Origin of the sequence: Pseudoruegeria sp. HB172150 (assembly GCF_013184805.1) — a bacterium.
Classification (GTDB): Bacteria; Pseudomonadota; Alphaproteobacteria; order Rhodobacterales; family Rhodobacteraceae; genus Psychromarinibacter.
Genome location: NZ_JAATNG010000001.1, coordinates 1 through 16898, shown reverse-complemented (window position 1 = coordinate 16898; position 16898 = coordinate 1). Strand labels below are relative to the sequence as shown.

Genomic DNA, 16898 nt, shown 5'->3' with positions numbered 1-16898 from the left:
ACCACCGCGAAGACCACGGAACTCCTGGCAACCCGTCCCACCGACCCTCCGCCCAATACCCCACCCCGTCCCCAAACCGACGTTTGCGCTAACATGCCTGAAATCAATGGCTTAACCCCCCGTCCCCATGGGGACGCTACCCTTCCCCCAGTGTCAGGGTGATCCTGTCCCCGGCGAACCAGGTCTGGCCGAACGCCCCCGGACGGCCCGAAATCCCCGCCGCCAAATCCACCGCAGAGCCGCCCCGGACGGCTTGTATACCGGCAGAAATCGGTTACCGTGCGGCAACCGGTCGGGGACCGGGACTCATAAAAGACCTTCGCAGCAACAGCGGGCACTACTCTCTCATGAAAACCTGGATCTGGGCCACCATCGCCGTCCTTTGCGTCGTCCTCAGCTTCGGCGCGGGCCTGATGATTTTCGCCATGAACCGCGAGGCCGACAACGCCGCCTTCACCTTCCTGAACCGCGTCGCCGACAAGATCACCCGCACCATCAGCGCCGTGACGGAGGATCCCGAGGCAGCCAGAACCGAATACTTCCCGTCCATCCACCTCGGCCTAGAGGGCCGTGTCGTCACCGTCCCCCGCGCCTCCCGCCCCGGTGCCGCCGGCGGCATCACCAATGTCGGCGACGAGGTCGTCCTGACCACCTTCGAGGGCAAGATCTACACCGCCAGGGCCGACGGCACCCTCACCGAAACCCGCATCACGACCCCCGACCACGGCATCGACGCCTACATCGCCGCCAGCAAGCGCCCGCCCTATGACAGCATGAACCATAGCATCGGCCGCCTTCGCTACAACGGGATCGCCCATTACGACGGCCCGCACGGCTCCGCCCTGCTGCTGTCCTACATCAAGTATCACGACGCCGAAGAATGCGTCACATCCGTCGTGTCGGAACTCCCGCTCCCCAACGGTACCCCCGCCTCGCAGCTGGAGGCGGGCCCCAAAGACTGGTCCGTCCTCTACGAAACGGCGCCCTGCCTGCCGATGAAGGCCGGCCCGCACCTCGCGATCCAGGGCGATGAATCCGGCGGCCGGATCGCCTTCTCCCCCGACGGCGAGAAAACCTACTTCTCCGTCGGCGATTTCGGCTGGAACGGCTGGGACGCGATCGTGGACCACCCGCTCGCCCCGACCCCCGTCGCCCAGAATGACGCCGCCGACTACGGCAAGATCATCGAGATCGACATGGCCACCCGCGAAGCCCGCCACATCTCCAAGGGGCACCGCAACCCGCAGGGCATCGCCGTGGATCCCGCCGGCAATATCTGGGAGGTCGAGCACGGCCCGCGTGGCGGCGACGAGCTCAACCTGATCGAGGACGGCAACAACTACGGCTGGCCGTTCGAAACCTACGGCACCGATTACAACGGCGCGCCGATCCCCGTCGCCACCTCCTACGCCCAACACGACCGCTTCACCAAGCCCGTGTTCACCTGGCTGCCCTCCGTCGCCACCTGCGCCCTCACGGTCGTCCGCGGCTTCCACCCCGCCTGGGACGGCGACCTGCTGGCGACGACCCTCAACGGCCGCATGCTGATCCGGATCCGCATCGACGGAAAGCGCGCCGTCTTCGCCGAACGCATCCCGGTGGGCAACCGGCGTATCCGCGACGTGCACCAGCTGCCCGACGACACCATCGTGCTGTGGACGGACAGCCACGAGCTGATCTTCCTCTCCCCGCTGGAAGGCGGCGAGGGCGAACAGTTCATCGACCGCCACCTCGCCGCGATGGATCTCCCGGAAGACACCCGCACCGCCATCGCCGCGGCGCTCGACCATTGCTCGGACTGCCACTCCTTCAGCCGCGGCGAAAACCGCATCGGCCCGTCGCTCACCAATGTCTTCGACGAGCCCGTCGGCAGGGCCGATCCCTTCGAATACTCAGAGGCGATGGCCAGCGCCTCTGGCGAATGGACGGCGGAGCGGCTCAAGGCGTTCCTGCGCGACCCCGAAGCGGAAATCCCCGGAACCGCCATGCCCGACCCCGAGATCGAGGACGAAGCCGTACTCGACGGCGTCGTGGAGATCCTGAAGGTGCTGCACGAGCAGGAGTGGTAGGCGCGCCGGGCACGCGCCACACGCAGCGGCGGCGGTCGGCATCGGGTTATTGGTGACCCAGACGAACCGGACCCGGAAGACTGGAGCAGCTTCGGACAAACGGCACAGAAGTTCGTGCATTGCCGCCAAAATGCCACCTCCAATCAATGTCCGGCCCCGTCGAATGATAGGCTCTGGGAAGGTCGCCGCGTCCCGGCAGCAATGTCCTTTGCCTCTTTTGAACCAATCCTGTCCAACGAACTGCTTCCTTTTGCCGGCCTGATCGCGACCGCCCCTTCTTCTGAAACTGGGAATGAAACAATGTCGCGTTTACCGGTTCTCATCATCTCCGCTTTCGTCTTTCCCTTTTCCTCAATGGCACAGACTTGGCCCGACCGAAGTACGCTGCCGGTCCCACTTGCGCCTTTCGAGGGCACGATCGGCGAGACTTATCAGGACTCTGACCCTGACTGGCAGGAACCGATCACCGCGCCGGACGGCGCACCCAACGTCATCGTCATCCTGCTCGATGACGTGGGCTTCGGCCAGACGTCGACGTTTGGCGGGTTGATCCCAACACCGGCTCTCGACCAACTGGCGTCAGAAGGGCTGCGATATACGCGGTTTCATACTACGGCCATCTGCGGTCCGTCCCGTGCTGCGTTGCTGACCGGACGCAACCATCACAGCACCGGTAACGGCTTCCTGATGGAATGGGCCACTGGTTTTCCCAGCTACTCCACCATGCTGCCGCGCGAGACTGCGACCATCGCCGAAATCCTCAAGGGCAACGGCTATGCCACCTGGTGGTTTGGCAAGAACCACAACACGCCCGACTGGGAGCAGACTCTTACCGGACCTTTCGACCGATGGCCGACGGGAATGGGTTTTGACTATTTCTACGGTTTTAATTCCGGCGAAACCCACCAGTATTATCCGGTCCTCTTCGAAAATACCGTACCGGTCGAACCCGACAAAACCCCCGAGGAGGGGTATCACTTCATGACCGATATGACGGACCGCGCCATCGCGCGCATGAAGTTCGCCAAGTCGGTCGCGCCCAACAAGCCGTTCTTCATGTATTTCGCGCCAGGTGCCATGCACGCGCCGCATCACGTAACCGCAGAATGGCGCGATCAGTTCGACGGTGCCTTCGATATGGGTTGGGAGGAATACCGCGAGCAGGTGTTCGCCCGCCAGCAGGAAATGGGGGTTGTACCCGCAGGCACGGAGTTGACGGCACGGCCCGATTGGGTGCCGGCCTGGGATTCACTCAACGATGACCAGAAAGAAGTCTACAACGCACTATTCGAGAATTTCGCGGGCTATTTCGCTTTTACCGACCACGAGGTCGGCCGGCTGCTCGACGCGGTAAAGGCGCTGCCCGACGCCGAGAACACAATGGTAATCTACATCGTCGGAGACAACGGTGCCTCATCCGAGGGCGGGCCGGACGGCACGCTGAATGAGATCATGAACCTCAACGGAATTCCTTCTGACATCGAGGATATCATGGCGAATCTCGATAAGCTCGGCGGCCCGGAATCGGAACCGCACTATCCGGTGGGCTGGGCCTGGGCCGGAAACACGCCATTCCAGTGGGTCAAGCAGGTGGCGTCGCACCTCGGTGGCACCCGGAACCCGATGGTCATCAGCTGGCCCGCGAGGATCCAGCATGACGATGAGCCGCGCACTGCCTTCCTGCATCTCGTCGACGTTGCCCCGACTATTCTTGAAGCTGCAGGGATTCCGATGCCGGATTCGGTGAATGGTGTCGCGCAGAAGCCGCTGGAGGGAGAGAGTTTCCTTTCCAGCTTCAACGACTCAAGGTTCAAGGGCCGCACCCAGCAATACTTCGAGGTCTTCTCGAACCGGTCCATGTATGCGGACGGCTGGAAAGCCAACGCTCAGCACACTTTCCCATGGCGGCAAGATTTCGCACCCGGCAATTGGGGTGACGACAGGTGGGAACTTTACAATCTTGATGACGATTTTTCTGAGGCCAACGACCTTGCAGACGAGAATCCCGAAAAGCTAGGGGAACTCAAGGCTATGCTGGATGAAGCCTTTGAAAAATATGGCGTACTGCCACTAGACGACCGCGGTTCGGCTCGGTTGGCGATTGAGAAGCCACCGGTTCCGGGGGCTGAAGAAGATGCCACGACTTACACCTATTATTCTGGAGCCATTCGTATCGCCGAAGCAGCGGCACCTCCCATGAAGAACCGAACTTGGAACTTGACTGCCAAAGTCGAAACCGAAGGTGCGGACACGGAAGGTGTGATCATGGCATTCGGCGGTGTCGCGGCGGGCTTGGTACTCTATCTCGATTCCGGCGTCCCGGTCTTCGACTACAATCTCTTCGAAAAGCACACGGTGGTGAAGGGCACTGAAACGGTGTCTGCTGGCGAAGCGGAGATCACCGTCGATTTTGTCTATCTGGGTGCTGATGGCGAAGCGGGCCAGGGTGCCGAGATAGCTCTGTCGGTGGATGGAACCGAGGTAGCGCGGAGTACGATGGAAGCGACTGTCGCAGGGCGTTTTGGGATTGATACCTTCGGTATCGGCGAAGACAGTGGTCAGCCGGTCTCAACCGCTTATGAACCTCCCTTCGCGTTTACCGGCGAGATAGACAGCGTTGTGGTCGTGGTCGATTGATACGGGCACTACTCAAACTCCCACCCGTGGAACTTGAGCAAGCGTAGGGTGGGCAATCTGCCCACCATTCCAAACTACGCGCATGGTTATCCCTGCGAAATCGGGGACCTCATTCGCGAACTGATCACATCCGTCCCCACACCGACGTTTGCGCTAACATGCCTGAAATCAATGGGTTAACCCCCCGCCCCCATGGGGACGCTACCCTTCCCCCAGTGTCAGGGTGATCCTGTCCCCGGCGAACCAGGTCTGGCCGAACTCCACCGGACGGCCCTCCCCGTCCACGTTGACCCCCTCCGAAAACAGCAGCGGCGCCCCCTCCGACAGCCCCAGGTGCAGCGCCTGCGTCGCGTCCGCCGCCCGCGCCGACAGCCGCGTCGTCTCCCGCACGTAATCCTCCACCCCATAATGCGCCAGCGCCTTGGTCACGCTGGTCACCCGCGTCAGCACCGCCCCCATCTCCGGGAACCTCCAGGCCGGGAAATAGCTCTGGAACAGCGCCACCGGCTGCCCGTCCGACAGCGACAGCCCGTGGTAGATCCACACCGGCTCCCCCGCCGCCATCCCCAGCTTCTCCGCCGCCAGCGCCGGCGCCGGCCGGTGCTCCACCAGCAGCACCTTCTTGTCCGGCATCCGCCCCGCCGCCAGCAGGTTCTGATGGAACCGCACCCGCCGCCCGATCGGATAGTCGGTCGGCCGCGCCATCACGAACGCCCCCGCCCCCCGCCGCGTCCTGACCAGCCCCCCCGCCACCAGATCCGCCAGCGCATGCCGCACCGTGTGCCGGTTCACCCCGAACCGCTCGGCCAGCTCCGACTCGGTCGGCAGTTTCTCCCCCTCCCGATACCTACCATCCGAGATATCGGCCTTCAGGGCAGTCGAAATAGCCTGCCACAACGGGGTCTTGCGCGGTCCACGGTCAGCCATGTCGCCAAATCTTCACAAATTTCGGACTGGCGCGACTCGGCGCCGTTTGGCAGGATATGTCTAGTTGTATAGTATTTTTGGAAGTTGTCGAGATGCTCGATGAAACCTCGAACATACAGGAGCGCAAGGCCTGGCTGAGCCTGATGGCACGCGCGCCCGAAGGGCGGCTGGCAGCACTGGCGCACGGCCTTCGTCCGGGCTTCGACTGGTTGCGAAAGCCCGAGACCGGCAGTGTCATGCTGCGTGGGCGTGCCGGCGCCACCGGCTCTCCCTTCAACCTCGGCGAGATGACCGTGACGCGGTGCTCGCTGAAGCTCACCGACGGAACGGTCGGGCACGGATACATTCAGGGCCGCAGCAAGGCCGACGCCGAGGCGGCGGCGCTAGTGGACGCGATGATGCAGACAGCCGATGCCGAGACTGCCCGAAACTCTGTAATCAAGACGCTCGAAGCCGAGGAAACCACCCGCCGCGACACCCGCGCCCGAAAAGCTGCGGCGACCAAGGTCGAGTTCTTCACGCTGGTCCGGGGAGAAGACTGATGCAGGCAACGGCCCTTCAGGGCGGCTTCACCGACCCGGCGCCGCAGGCGGCTCACGCCTTCCGCGCGATCATGTCAGCAATGGCCCGGCCCGGCCGGATCGAAACCATCGCGGGCGCAATGCCTCCGGCGCCTCTGTCCGCCGCGGCGGGCGCAGTATTGCTGACGCTGTGCGACGCGGACACTCCCATCTACCTTGCCGGGCAGTGCGACACCGAGGAAGCGCGCGCCTGGATCCGTTTCCATCTCGGTGCTCCGCTGGCAGGGCCGCGCGATGCCGCCTTTGCTCTGGGACACTGGGAAGAGCTCCAACCACTCTCCGCCTACCCGATCGGCACCCCGGAGTATCCCGACCGCTCCACTACGCTGATCGTGGAATGCGACCGGCTCGAAGCAAATGGCGCCAGCCTCAAGGGACCGGGAATCAGAGATGTCGCAAAGCTGTCCCTCCCCGAGATCGCGGCTTTCCAGGCGAACCACCGGCGCTTCCCGCTGGGGCTCGATTTCCTCTTCACCTGCAGCGACCGCATCGCCGCTCTGCCCCGCACGACGGAGGTGTCCTGAATGTATGTCGCGGTGAAAGGTGGTGAGCGGGCAATCGAGAATGCACATACCTGGCTGGCCGAGGAACGGCGCGGCGACACGGATGTCGCGGAACTCACAGTGCCGCAGATCCGCGAGCAACTGAAACTCGCGGTGAACCGGGTGATGGCCGAAGGCTCGCTCTATGACCCGGACCTCGCGGCGCTGGCGATCAAGCAGTCACGCGGCGATCTGATCGAGGCGATCTTCCTGATCCGCGCCTACCGCACGACGCTGCCGCGTTTTGGCTATTCCGAACCGGTGGAAACAGGCGACATGGCCTGTGAACGGCGTATCTCGGCAACCTTCAAGGATCTGCCCGGCGGGCAGGTCCTGGGGCCGACCTTCGACTATACGCACCGTTTGCTGGATTTCAAACTCGCTGCCGAGGGCGAACTGCCCGACGCATTGGAGCGCGAGGCCGCTCCGACACGCACGCCGCATGTTACCGAGTTCCTGAATCGTGAAGGGCTGATCGAGGAAGCCATCGCCGAAGACGCGACGCCCCCAGACCTGACCCGCGAACCGCTGGAACTGCCCGCTGAACGCGCGCTACGGCTACAGGCACTGACCCGAGCCGACGAGGGGTTCACGCTGGGCCTCGCCTATTCCACACAGCGCGGCTACGCCCGCAACCACGCCTTCGTGGGCGAATTGCGGATCGGCGCGGTGGCGGTCGAAATGGAGATCCCCGAACTCGGCTTCTCGATAGAGATAGGCGAGGTAACTCTGACCGAATGCGAGACGGTGAACCAGTTCAAGGGATCGAAGACCGAGCCACCGCAATTCACCCGCGGCTACGGGCTGGTCTTTGGCCAGTCGGAGCGCAAGGCGATCTCAATGGCGCTGGTGGACCGGGCGCTGCGCTGGGAGGAACTGGGCGAGGATTTCGTCGGCGCCCCCGCGCAGGACACGGAATTTGTCCTGTACCACGGCGACAACATTCAGGCGACTGGCTTTCTGGAGCATATCAAGCTGCCGCACTACGTGGACTTCCAGTCGGAGCTTGAACTTATCCGGAAACTGCGGCGCGAGGCCGGTGCGACCGAAGTGCCGGAGGCCGCGGAATGATATCAGTCTCCGCCGTCGCCGGAATCCCCACCGCCGAAGTCACCGTCGAACCCGCCGTAATATCCGTCACGGGGATCGACATGCGCCGGATCCCGGCGCGCGACCGGTTTGGGCGACATCAGCCGCACGACAAGGAAAAGCACCAAAACGACCGCAAGCATCATCAGAAGGATGCCGCCCTGGCCGATTTCTTCCTGAAGGCAGGCGTTGATTTCCGGTCCGGCAAGACAGGTTCCGATGGCGTTCAGCATGTGTCAGTCTCCCTCGGGGCGCCGCAAATGCGCGGCCATCCGCTGGCCGGCCTTGGGCTGGTTCGGCAGCGAACTGGGTGGAGGAGCCCCACGGCCGAAGATCACGCTCTTGACGACGTATTGAAGCAGCATCACTGCCGCCGCGAACGGGATAAGCAGTGCCAGGACCGACCACATCGTGATCTCGATGCAGGCACCCCTGGCGCCGAAGAGCAGCGCCCAGAAAAGGCTGACCGTCTCCCAGCATCGGTCCTGAAACTGAATCATCCGCTCTCTCCCGTCCGGCATGCGCCAGCGCAAGATCGGTTAACGGCACATTGGGGCACACGCGTGGCCGCAAAGCAGAATTTCCTCGACCGCGACCGGACGCCGGAGTTCATCGTATGAGCACCACCGTCTTCGTCGTCGTCCTGTTCGCCGCCCTTCTGCACGCGGTCTGGAATGCGCTGGTTAAAGGTGGCGCCGACAAGGCCGCCTCGATGACTGCCGTCATCCTCGGCCAGGGCATCTGTGGCCTTGTGCTGCTACCTTTTGCGCCGCTGCCAACGGTAGAGAGCCTCCCCTATCTCGCCGCAGGCATGGCGCTGCATCTTGGTTACAACATCTTCCTGATACAGGCCTACCGCATCGGTGATCTGACGCAGGTCTATCCCATCGCGCGCGGCGCTTCTCCGCTGCTCGTGGCGCTCGGCACGGCGGTTTTCTTCGGCGCCACTTTCGACAGCTGGGAAATGGCCGCCATCGTGATGATCTCCATCGGCATTGCCTCCACCAGCCTCGCGCGCAAGGCCGATGGGCTGTTCCAGCGCAAGGCGGCGGTGCTGGCCCTGATCACCGGCGGATTCATCGCTGGCTACTCTATCGTGGACGGCCACGGCGCCCGCCTCGCCGGCTCGGCACTCGGCTATTTCGGCTGGCTCTCTGTCCTCGACGCGGTGGTCTTCCTTGTTGCAAGTGCCGTCTTCCGCACCGGCCTGATCCACCGCGCCATCGCGCTGCCGTTGCACCTGACCGTTGGAGGCGGCGCATCCTTCGTCGCCTATCTTCTCGTCGTCTGGGCCTTCACCCAGGCGCCGATCGCGCTGGTCACCGCCCTGCGCGAAACCTCTATCGTCTTCGCGTTGCTGATCGGCGCGACCGTCCTGCACGAACGTATCAACCTCGCCAAGGTCGGGTCCACCGCGATGACCCTGTCCGGCGCGATCCTGCTGCGCATGAACCGGAGCTAGGCCCATGACCGAATACAACTTCGCCTATCTCGACGAACAGACGAAGCGGATGATCCGCCGTGCGATCCTGAAGGGGCTGGCGATCCCCGGCTATCAGGTGCCGTTCGCCAGCCGCGAAATGCCTATGCCATATGGTTGGGGAACGGGCGGCGTGCAGGTCTCTGCCGCCACGCTGACCCCGGACGACACCTTCAAGGTCATCGACCAGGGCGCCGACGACACGACCAACGCGGTTTCGATCCGCAAGTTCTTCGAGCGCACCGCAGGTGTCGCGACGACGACGAAGACCTCCGACGCAACGGTGATACAGACGCGCCACCGTATCCCCGAGGAAGAGCTGACCGAGGACCAGATCCTCGTCTACCAGGTGCCGATCCCGGAACCGCTTCGCTACCTCGAGCCGCGCGAGACCGAGACGCGCAAGATGCACAGCCTCGAGGAATACGGGCTGATGCATGTGAAGCTTTACGAGGACATCTCGCGCCACGGCCATATCGCGACCTCCTATGATTATCCGGTGAAGGTCGAGGGCCGCTACGTGATGGCGCCCTCGCCGATCCCGAAATTCGACAATCCCAAGATGGAAATGCCAGCGATCCAGCTGTTCGGTGCCGGGCGCGAGCAGCGCATCTACGCGCTGCCGCCCTACACGGAGGTGGTCAGCCTCGATTTCGAGGACCACCCCTTCGATCCGTCCAAGGCGCCGCATCCCTGCGGTCTTTGCGGCGCGGCAGACAGCTATCTGGACGAAGTGATCACGGACGATCAGGGTGGGCGCATGTTCGTCTGTTCAGATACCGACTACTGCGAAAGCCGCCGCGCCGCCGGGTACCGGGGCGCGATGGCCGGAGAGGACGCTTGATCGATATCCGCGCACCTGAAGAGCGCGACATCCAAGCGCTGACGGAGCTCGTCAACTGTCCCGGCGTCCGTTGGGGCGCCGACCGCCTTCCCTGCACACCCCGCTCCTGGGTCGAGGCACAGGTGATGCGGCAGGATGCCAATGCGCACCCGATCGTCGCCGAGGTCGAGGGACGGGCCATCGGCTGGGCAGCGCTCCGGCAGAAGCCGGGCCGTTCAAGGCATGTGGGCAGTCTTGGGATATCCGTGCATGACGACTTTCAGGGCCGCGGCATCGGGCGGGCGATGACGGCAGCGCTCATTGACCTGGCCGACAACTGGCTTGGCCTGACCCGCCTTGAACTGAGTGTGTTCACCGATAACGACCCGGCCATCTCGCTGTATCGCGCCTTCGGCTTCGTGATCGAGGGAACCAGCCGGGCCGTATTCCTCCGCGACGGCCAGTTGATCGATAGCCACCTGATGGGACGGTTGAAACCGGAGCAACAACAGAAAAGCACAGCATGATAGTGATTCGCGCTCCCAGACCAGAAGAAGACACCGGCCCGCTGACCGCGGCCACCAACATGCCCGGCGTTCGCCGAGGAACGCTGCGCATGCCGTATACCGGCGAAGCCTTCATGCTAAAGCGCCTGTCCGAACCGTCGCCGAACGTCCACCAACTCGTCGCCGCCTGGGACGGGCTGGCCGTGGGGATGGGATCGCTGATGCTCGGCATGGGCCGCCGCCGTCACTCGGGCGATATCTTCCTCTTCATCCATGACGACTACTGGGGCCGCGGCATCGGTCGCGCGCTGCTGGGCGCGTTGCTTGATCTTGCCGACAACTGGTACGGCCTTTCCCGCATCGGACTGGAGGCATCGCCCAGCAACGACCGCGCAATAGCGCTTTACGAGACGCACGGCTTCGTCCGAGAAGGGCTGAAGCGCGCCGACGTGATACTTGAGGGCCAACTCGAAGACAGCGTGGTGATGGGGCGTATTCGACTGGCCCCCGCACCCGCCGAAGGAGACCCGACATGACTCCGCTCCTCTCCGTCCGCGATTTAACAAAACGCTACGGTGCGCGCATCGGCTGCGCCGACGTCGCCTTCGACCTCTATCCAGGCGAGGTCATGGGCATCGTCGGAGAAAGCGGCTCCGGCAAGACGACGCTGCTCAATTGCCTGGCGGGACACCTCGCCCCCGATACCGGCGAGGTGATCTTCGACACCCGCGCCGATGGCCCGCTCGACACGCTGACCATGTCGGAACCCGAGCGCCGCATGCTGGGCCGCACCGACTGGGCCTTCGTCCACCAGCATGCCCGCGACGGGCTGCGCATGGGCGTAAGCGCCGGTGGCAACGTGGGCGAAAGGCTGATGGCGGTAGGCGCGCGCCATTACGGCAATATCCGCGAACAGGCCGTCGACTGGCTCGGTCGCGTGGAGATTGCCGCCGACCGCGTAGACGACCGCCCCACCGCCTTTTCGGGCGGCATGCAGCAGCGGCTGCAAATCGCCCGCAACCTCGTCACCGGCCCGCGTCTGGTGTTCATGGACGAGCCCACCGGCGGCCTCGACGTATCGGTACAGGCGCGTTTGCTCGACCTGCTGCGCGGCCTCGTCCGCGACATGGGACTGTCCGCCATTATCGTCACCCATGACCTCGCCGTTGTCCGTCTGCTCGCCGACCGGCTGATGGTGATGAAGGACGGATACGTGGTGGAAACCGGCCTGACCGACCAGGTGCTGGACGATCCACAGCACGCCTATTCCCAGCTGCTTGTCAGCTCGGTCCTGCAGGTCTGAGCATGATCAACGCCTACGGCATATCCGGCAAGGGTCTGGCACCGCTTCCGACTACGCGCGGCTCGCTGGCAGAGGACAAGAATGGCCGCGTGGAATTCCCGCCCGATGCGCTCTGGATCGACCTGTACCGGCCGCTTCCGGCGCAGATCTCTGCGGTCGAAAGCCTGGGCATCGACGTGCCGTCTCTCGAGGAAATGGAAGAGATCGAGATCTCCAACCGGATCTACCGCGAGGATGGCGTGGACTACATGACCGTGGTCCTTCCCGGCTTGTCCTCCACGCAGAAGCCGGTCTCTGGCCCGGTCACCTTCATCCTCACGAAGGATCGGATGGTCACGATCCGCCACCACGCGCCAAGACCGTTCGACACCTTCCCCACGCGCGCGGATCGCGCGTCCGGCGGCTGCGCCACACCGGACCGCCTGTTCATCGGCCTGTGCGAAGAGATCATAGCGCGGCTCGCGGACCTCCTCGAAGCGGCGGGTCGGGTCCTGGATGCCGCCGCGCATGTGCTGTTCGCCGACGGGCCGGACCATGCCGATGCCGACCTTCAGACCACATTGAAGGAAGTCGGTCGACAGGGCGAACTGATCGGCCGCGTGCGGCTGGCGCTTCTGACGCTGCAGCGTGCGCTGATCTTTTTCACCACCAACGACCGGGAAAAAGAAGTCGTCGCCATGGTGAAAAGCGGCATGCGCGACATCAAGGCGCTGGAGGTGCACAGCGACTATCTCGCCGCCCGGATCGGCCTGACGGTGGATGCCACGATGGGTCAGATCAACCTGTCGCAAAGCCGGGTCGTGCGGATCTTCTCTGTGGTCGCGGTGCTGTTCATGCCGCCTACGCTGGTGGCATCCCTCTACGGCATGAACTTCGCCATCATGCCGGAACTGCATTGGGAATATGGATATCCCATCGCCCTCGGCCTGATGCTGATCTCCGCGCTGGGGACCTACCTGCTTTTCAAATGGAAGAAGTGGCTATGATCGAGATCTCGGGCCTGTCGAAAACCTTCACCCTGCACAACCAGGGCAGCGCGGTGATCCCGGTGATGACCAACGCCGCGCTGCATGTAGCTCCTGGCGAATGCGTCGCCCTGACCGGCGCCTCGGGCGCCGGGAAATCCACGCTGATGCGGATGATCTACGGCAACTACCTGGCCGCCGGCGGATCGATCCGTGTCGGCGATGTCGATGTCGCCACCGCCGAACCGCGCGAGATCCTGAAGCTGCGCCGCGAGGTCCTTGGCTACGTCAGCCAGTTCCTGCGCGTCGTCCCGCGCGTTCCGACAATAGAGGTCGTGATGGAACCGCTGTTGGTCATCGGCACCGAAGCTGACACGGCCCGCGTCCGCGCCGCCGACCTGCTGACCCGCCTGCGTATCCCGGAAACGCTGTGGTCGCTGTCGCCCACCACCTTTTCCGGCGGGGAACAGCAGCGCGTGAACATAGCCCGCGGCTTTGCTCACTCCTACCCGGCCATGCTGCTCGACGAACCCACCGCCAGCCTCGATGCCGCCAATCGCGAAACGGTGCTGTCTCTGATCGAGGAAGCGAAAACGCGTGGCGTCGCCATCGTCGGCATCTTCCACGACGCAGTTGCGCGCGCCAGTGTGTGCGACCGCGAAATCGACGTTTCCGCCTTCGCGCCGGATCGGGCGGCGTGACCTCTGGACGCCTCATTGCCGTGGTCGGGCCTTCCGGCGTCGGCAAGGACAGCGTGATGTCGGCGCTGGTAGACCTTAAGCCGGGCCTCACCATCGTGCGCCGCGTGATCACCCGCAAGCCGGGCCTTGGCGGCGAGGACTATGATGCCGTCGACGACGCCGAATTCTCCAGCCGTGCCGAAAGTGGCGCCTTCTGCCTGCACTGGCAGGCGCACGGCCTTTGGTACGGCATACCGGTCGCGGTTCAGCCGCTTGTGGCGGCCGGCAAGGACATGCTGGTCAACCTGTCCCGCGCAGTTCTCGGCGAGGCCCAGCGGGTCTTTCCGACACTCACTGTCCTGCACCTGACCGCAAAGCCCGAGACCCTCGCCGAGCGCCTGCAGGGGCGCGGGCGCGAGGACCTGGAAACCATCCGCAGGCGTCTTGACCGGGCCGAGCTGGCACTGCCGGCCGGCGTGCCGGCGCTGAAAATAAGCAATGACGGGCCGCTTAATGAGACGGTAGAAGCGGCAATGGCCGCGCTCTACCCCGCTAGGGTGTAGCGATGGACCGTCTCGAACATCCCGTCCGGACGCTCCCCCGCTACGGCGATCTGGTCGACAACATACGGCCGGGGCAGTTCCGGCAGGTGTGTGTCCACCTCCGCCTGAAACCGGGCCAGTTCGTCAGGAGCCAAACGGCCGGTCAGCGTCATGTGGAACCGGAACTCCCCGAACACGTAGGGGTAGCCCCATTTCCGCAGCATCGCCTCCTGCCCCTCGGTCAGTCCGGCCCTTCGGCGCCGCTCCAGTTCGGCTTCGGATTGCGGTCCGCGAAATGCGTCGAGATCCGCCACGCAGCGCCCGGCGAGCGCCGCCAGCGCAACCGTGTCGCCGGCTGGCTTCAGCGCCAGGAAATGCCCCAGCGCGCCCGGCACCAGCGCCTCCAGATGCACCGGCGCGAGATCGGCGACCAGTGCCTCCGCCGCCTCGAAGAGCGCTTCGGGACTTGTGCCATCCGCCAGCCGGAACGGCGGCTTCAGGGTTCCATGGAACCCGTATTTCCGGGGCGTCGCGGTGGCGTCACCGATACCCGCTACTTCTGGCTGCGGCACCGGCACGCCACGGTCCACATCCCATCCCAGCCACGCCGCCCCGAACTCGGCCAGCGGGCCTTCGGGTGGCAGGTAATAGATCGCATAACGGACGTAATCTGACATGAATTCCCCTTTTCCCCCGACCCGCATGCCAGACCAGGATGACAGCGATGTGGCACAGGAGACCTGCTTCGCCAATGCCCGCATCGTCCTGCGCGACCGGATCGTCACGGGACGTGTCATCCTGGCCGGCGAGACCATTGCCGGGATCGAGGAAGGCACCGGCGTGCCCGCCGGCGCGATGGACTGCGACGGCGATTACCTGATCCCGGGGCTCGTCGAGCTCCACACCGACAACCTCGAACGCCATATCGAGCCGCGTCCTGGTGTGAACTGGCCGCTGGATTCGGCGATCCTTGCCCATGATGCCGAGCTCGCTTCGGTCGGCATCACCACCGTCTTCGACGCGCTGCGCATCGGGTCTGTTCTGTTCGGCGAGGGCAAGTTCGAGAAATATGCCCGCCCAACCGCGTCCGAGGTCCTGCGACTGCGGGGCAAGGGCATCCTGAAGATCAGCCATTTCCTGCACCTTCGGGCGGAAATCTGTTCCGACACGCTGATGGAGGAGCTGGAGGAATTCGGGCCCGACGACCGGATCGGCATCGTCAGCGTGATGGACCACACGCCGGGGCAGCGGCAGTTCCGCGACATCACCAAGCTGGAGGCTTATCTGAAGGGCAAGAAGAACATGTCGGACGCTCAGTTCGACGACCACGTCAGCCACCTGCAGAACCTTCGGGCGCGGGCGGGGGACCGGCACGAGGCGATGGTGGTGCGCGAGGCGCGGCGCTATGGGGCGGTGCTGGCGAGCCATGACGACACCACGGACGGGCAGGTGGCGGTCTCGTCCGGGCACGGGGCGGCGCTGGCGGAGTTTCCGACCACGGTGGAGGCGGCGGAGGCGTGCCGGGAGAAGGGCATCGCCATCATGATGGGGGCGCCGAATATCATCCGGGGCGGGTCGCATTCGGGGAATGTCTCGGCGCTGGAACTGGCGGGGATGGACCTTCTGGATATCGTCTCGTCGGATTATGTGCCGGGGGCGCTGATGCTGTCGGCCTTCAGGCTGGGGGCGTTCTGGGACGACCTGCCTAGGGCGATCCGGACGGTCTCCGAGGCGCCGGCGCGGGCTGCGGGGCTGGCGGATCGGGGGGCGATCGAGGCGGGGCAGCGGGCGGACCTGGTGCGGGTCCGTCAGGCGGATGCGACGCCGGTGATGCGGGCGGCTTGGAGCCGGGGCGTGAGGGTGAGTTGACGGCCCGACGGGAAGGCGTCCCCATGGGGACGGGGGGTCAAGTCATTGATTTCAGGCGTGTTAGCGCTAACCTCGGGTGGGGACGGGTGTGGTCAGTTTGCGGATTGGCCTCTGTGGGATGAGGTCCCCGATTTCGCGGGGATGACGTTGGGAGGTGTTTGGAGTGGTGGGCAGATTGCCCACCCTACGCTTGCCATCAGTGCGGTAAGCGGTCATTCGCTGCGCAACTCACCAACGTCCGCTAAGCGGACGGTCCTGCCGTTCGCTGCAATCGCTCGATCTGTGCCGCAGGAGCGAGAGGTCTCGCCGGAAGGGCGGAAAGCGGACCTTCGCTGCGTGAGACACGAATATCCTCAATGCGAATGGACTGGTCCCGATCGTGTGTAGTCAGAAGTTCGAACGGGCCAAATTCATTTTGACCATTGGAACCTTCCCAGTTTCAATTCTTGAAACGGCAAAACTCCATCTCTGCCCAACACCAACGCTCCGGCCCACCGAGCTTGACTGCAGAGTTGTCGACAAGTGCAAGTGTCAGGCTCTCTTCTTCCCCAAGGTACTCGCGGAGACCTGAAAGCCGAATACTCGCGCCAAATGTCTCCTGCTGTACATTGATCCGCCCAAACTGCTGGTACCATTCCGGTTGACCGGGGCCGCGTCATTTACGGCCGGGAAAGGTGAAGCCCGGGCAAATAGTACAGTGATAGCCAAGACCAGCTCAAAGGGAGACTCCCAGATGAAGCCCGACGACTTCGAGAAACTCGTGGAAGAGATATCTGACGCAGGGAACGACGTCGCGCTGCGCGTGGACAGTGACGTGACTGAGCCGGGCGGCATGGATCGACGGACGTTCTTCGCAACAGCCGCCGGGTCCGCCGCCGGGGCCGC

The 16898-nt window shown here is 64.1% G+C and carries 18 protein-coding genes; 14 read left to right on the top strand and 4 right to left on the bottom strand.

Going from position 1 to position 16898, the window contains the following annotated elements:
- The first annotated feature begins 347 nt into the window (after nt 1-347).
- Together HCO70_RS00095 and HCO70_RS00090 are read left to right on the top strand one after the other, a co-directional pair.
- Complete coding sequence (locus HCO70_RS00095; RefSeq protein WP_172291901.1) at nt 348-2069, top strand: PQQ-dependent sugar dehydrogenase; 1722 nt, start codon at nt 348-350, stop codon at nt 2067-2069.
- Nucleotides 2070-2270: 201 nt separating this feature from the next.
- Nucleotides 2271-4706, top strand: a complete 2436-nt coding sequence (locus tag HCO70_RS00090; protein ID WP_216665203.1) for an arylsulfatase — start codon at nt 2271-2273, stop codon at nt 4704-4706.
- A 201-nt stretch (nt 4707-4907) separates the two neighbouring features.
- Here HCO70_RS00090 and phnF read toward each other — a convergent pair whose 3' ends face one another.
- Complete coding sequence (gene phnF, locus HCO70_RS00085; RefSeq protein ID WP_172291899.1) at nt 4908-5633, bottom strand: phosphonate metabolism transcriptional regulator PhnF; 726 nt, start codon at nt 5631-5633, stop codon at nt 4908-4910.
- Between the two features lie 92 nt (nt 5634-5725).
- Here phnF and phnG point away from each other — a divergent pair, with 92 nt between their 5' ends.
- Genes phnG through HCO70_RS00070 form a run of 3 tightly spaced genes read left to right on the top strand, consistent with a single transcriptional unit; the run spans nt 5726 to nt 7827 of the window.
- On the top strand, nt 5726-6175 hold the full coding sequence (phnG, locus tag HCO70_RS00080) for a phosphonate C-P lyase system protein PhnG (protein WP_172291897.1): 450 nt from the start codon (nt 5726-5728) through the stop codon (nt 6173-6175).
- Nucleotides 6175-6738, top strand: coding sequence for a phosphonate C-P lyase system protein PhnH (gene phnH, locus HCO70_RS00075; RefSeq protein WP_172291895.1), 564 nt, complete (start codon nt 6175-6177; stop codon nt 6736-6738). The genes phnG and phnH overlap by 1 nt, the downstream gene beginning before the upstream one ends.
- Nucleotides 6739-7827, top strand: coding sequence for a carbon-phosphorus lyase complex subunit PhnI (locus tag HCO70_RS00070; protein ID WP_172291893.1), 1089 nt, complete (start codon nt 6739-6741; stop codon nt 7825-7827). It abuts the gene before it with no gap.
- Between the two features lie 2 nt (nt 7828-7829).
- Here the strand turns inward: HCO70_RS00070 and HCO70_RS00065 are convergent, their stop codons facing one another.
- On the bottom strand, nt 7830-8078 hold the full coding sequence (locus HCO70_RS00065; RefSeq protein ID WP_172291891.1) for a hypothetical protein: 249 nt from the start codon (nt 8076-8078) through the stop codon (nt 7830-7832).
- A 3-nt stretch (nt 8079-8081) separates the two neighbouring features.
- Nucleotides 8082-8345, bottom strand: a complete 264-nt coding sequence (locus HCO70_RS00060; RefSeq protein ID WP_172291889.1) for a hypothetical protein — start codon at nt 8343-8345, stop codon at nt 8082-8084.
- A 116-nt stretch (nt 8346-8461) separates the two neighbouring features.
- Between HCO70_RS00060 and HCO70_RS00055 the strand changes: the two genes are divergently transcribed.
- From HCO70_RS00055 to phnN, 8 genes are read left to right on the top strand one after another with little or no spacing between them, the layout of a single operon-like run.
- Nucleotides 8462-9307, top strand: coding sequence for an EamA family transporter (locus tag HCO70_RS00055; RefSeq protein WP_172291887.1), 846 nt, complete (start codon nt 8462-8464; stop codon nt 9305-9307).
- A gap of 4 nt (nt 9308-9311) precedes the next feature.
- Nucleotides 9312-10169 carry an alpha-D-ribose 1-methylphosphonate 5-phosphate C-P-lyase PhnJ gene (locus HCO70_RS00050; RefSeq protein ID WP_172291885.1) on the top strand — a complete coding sequence of 286 codons (858 nt, stop codon included), beginning with the start codon at nt 9312-9314 and terminating at the stop codon, nt 10167-10169.
- A complete protein-coding gene (locus HCO70_RS00045; RefSeq protein WP_172291883.1) occupies nt 10166-10675 on the top strand; it encodes a GNAT family N-acetyltransferase in 510 nt (169 codons plus the stop codon). The genes HCO70_RS00050 and HCO70_RS00045 overlap by 4 nt, the downstream gene beginning before the upstream one ends.
- Nucleotides 10672-11190, top strand: coding sequence for a GNAT family N-acetyltransferase (locus HCO70_RS00040; protein ID WP_172291881.1), 519 nt, complete (start codon nt 10672-10674; stop codon nt 11188-11190). The genes HCO70_RS00045 and HCO70_RS00040 overlap by 4 nt, the downstream gene beginning before the upstream one ends.
- The gene (gene phnK, locus HCO70_RS00035; RefSeq protein WP_172291879.1) at nt 11187-11957 is read left to right on the top strand and encodes a phosphonate C-P lyase system protein PhnK; all 771 of its coding nucleotides are present in this window, start codon (nt 11187-11189) and stop codon (nt 11955-11957) included. The genes HCO70_RS00040 and phnK overlap by 4 nt, the downstream gene beginning before the upstream one ends.
- Nucleotides 11958-11959: 2 nt before the next feature.
- On the top strand, nt 11960-12943 hold the full coding sequence (locus HCO70_RS00030) for a magnesium transporter CorA family protein (protein ID WP_172291877.1): 984 nt from the start codon (nt 11960-11962) through the stop codon (nt 12941-12943).
- Complete coding sequence (phnL, locus tag HCO70_RS00025) at nt 12940-13623, top strand: phosphonate C-P lyase system protein PhnL (protein ID WP_172291875.1); 684 nt, start codon at nt 12940-12942, stop codon at nt 13621-13623. Before HCO70_RS00030 ends, phnL begins: the two co-directional genes overlap by 4 nt.
- Nucleotides 13620-14165, top strand: a complete 546-nt coding sequence (gene phnN, locus HCO70_RS00020) for a phosphonate metabolism protein/1,5-bisphosphokinase (PRPP-forming) PhnN (RefSeq protein ID WP_172291873.1) — start codon at nt 13620-13622, stop codon at nt 14163-14165. Before phnL ends, phnN begins: the two co-directional genes overlap by 4 nt.
- Here phnN and HCO70_RS00015 read toward each other — a convergent pair.
- Nucleotides 14147-14821, bottom strand: a complete 675-nt coding sequence (locus HCO70_RS00015; protein ID WP_172291871.1) for a DUF1045 domain-containing protein — start codon at nt 14819-14821, stop codon at nt 14147-14149. The two genes, phnN and HCO70_RS00015, sit on opposite strands and share 19 nt — an antisense overlap.
- 25 nt (nt 14822-14846) lie before the next feature.
- Here HCO70_RS00015 and HCO70_RS00010 point away from each other — a divergent pair, with 25 nt between their 5' ends.
- Nucleotides 14847-16013, top strand: a complete 1167-nt coding sequence (locus HCO70_RS00010; RefSeq protein WP_253913073.1) for an alpha-D-ribose 1-methylphosphonate 5-triphosphate diphosphatase — start codon at nt 14847-14849, stop codon at nt 16011-16013.
- Nucleotides 16014-16898 lie beyond the last annotated feature (885 nt).